Origin of the sequence: Sinorhizobium sp. BJ1 (assembly GCF_002531555.1) — a bacterium.
GTDB classification, from domain to species: Bacteria; Pseudomonadota; Alphaproteobacteria; order Rhizobiales; family Rhizobiaceae; genus Sinorhizobium; species Sinorhizobium fredii_B.
The window spans coordinates 1-1754 of the sequence record NZ_NWTH01000100.1; the positions used below are offsets into that span (position 1 = coordinate 1).

General features: G+C 60.3%; 2 protein-coding genes. Both read right to left on the minus strand.

Annotated elements, in window-relative coordinates:
- A partial coding sequence (locus CO676_RS34205) for an IS66 family transposase (protein ID WP_097524304.1) occupies positions 1–1309 on the minus strand: 1309 nt, incomplete at its 3' end.
- Between the two features lie 54 nt (positions 1310–1363).
- Positions 1364–1717, minus strand: coding sequence for an IS66 family insertion sequence element accessory protein TnpB (gene tnpB, locus CO676_RS34210; RefSeq protein WP_014761846.1), 354 nt, complete (start codon positions 1715–1717; stop codon positions 1364–1366).
- Positions 1718–1754: the final 37 nt, after the last annotated feature.

Consider the following 1754-nt stretch of genomic DNA (forward strand, 5'->3'; position numbering starts at 1 on the left):
CGATCGGCATTCTGCCGTCCTCGGTGTAACGAGTCAGATATCCCCATTGGTTCAGGGTGTAGGAGACGGCGTCGCCGAGCTTGCTGTCCGGCAAGACTTTCGGGGCGATGTCGTCGAGCCATGCCTTGAGAGCATGGAGAATGGGGACACTATGTTGCTGGCGGAAGCGGCGAATGCAGTGATCTCGCGTTTCGCCGTCATCGGGGATTTCGTTCCGCGCCTGTCTTTCAACCCGATAGAGCTGTTCGAAGAACCGGAGCGCCCGCTCCGGCGGCCCGCCACCTTTCTTTCTCGTCTTCAGGGCCTCGACAAAGCGCCGCCTCGAATGGGCCATGCATCCAAGATGCGTTGCCCCTTCCAGCGTGCGCCAAGCGGAATAGCCATCACTCATCACTATGCCGCGGTAATCGCCAAGGAAGGTCTGCGGGTGTATCTGGCCGCGACCCGGTTGATAATCGAGCAGCACGATCGGTTCGTCGCTGTCCTCGCCGCTTCGATAAGCCCACATGTCCGATGTGCTGGTGGCTTCCCTGTCCTTTTCCTTCAGCACCTGAACCGTCGTCTCGTCGCCATGGATGAGGGTTTGCGATCTGAGCCGCAGTTTCAGCGCGTCATAGATGCGATGCAGATGTTTTTCGCTCGAACCGATCACCCAATGACCCAGAGCGCCTCGGCTGACAGGAACCCCGGCGCGCTCAAAGGCCTGCGCCAGACGGTAGAGCGGTGTGCCGTCGACGTACTTGTGAACGAGCGCGAAGGCCAGTGTCGAGGCCGTGGCGATGCTGCCCGGCAAGGGCTGTGCGGGCATCGGCGCGATGACAATCGGCGTGTTGATGCCGGTCCGGTCACAGTGACGGCATGCATACTTGAACCGCACATTCTGCAAAACCTTCGCCTTCACCTCGATATGAAGTTGCTCGGTAACGGCCTCGCCCATGCGATGCATCCGGCCACTACAGCAAGGACAGGCCTTCTGATCGTCGGGAAGGTCATACTCGACGCGCTCGCGCGGCAGGTTTTCCGGCAGCGGCCTGCGTCCGCGTTTCTTTCCCGTCGCGCTTTCGACTGGTGGCCACCCTGTGTCCGGCAGGTCGACGACATCGCTATCATCGTCATCAGCAACCTGTTCGGCTTCATTGAAGATGCGATCAACGTGCTTTTCGCTGCGCGGCGCAAAACGATGCAGCCGCGCAAGCGCCAGCTCTTCCTCAAGTTTGACGACTCGCTCTGTGAGCTGACGGTTCTCCGCCTGCAGCGCAGCAATACGCGCCATCAACTCTTCAACAGTCGGTTCGCCGGGTCGATTCATCAGCTTCTTGCATCGAAAGCATGCCGCCGCGTCAACCGCTCAATTCGAGAGCCCTCAACCAGCAACCTGATATTGCCGCACCGGATGGCGGACCATCGCATCGATATCGATGCCGTCGAGGATCCAGTGCAATTGCTCGGTCGTAAGCGTGACCACCGCTGCCTCGCGGCGCGGCCACCGGAACTTGTCCTCGGTCAGCCGCTTCAGGACCAGCACAAAGCCCGACCGATCGAAGAACAGGAGCTTCATCCGGTCGCGACGGCGATTGCAGAACGCAAAAACCGCCGGAGCAAACGGATCGAGCGCCATCGTCTCTTGGACCAGAACCGCAAGGCTGTTGATGCCGGCCCGAAAGTCGATCGGCTCGCGGTGCAGGTAGACTTTCAGGTCAGCGCCCAGTCTGAACATGACCCAGTGCTCCGATGATCGCCGTCAATGCATCCAC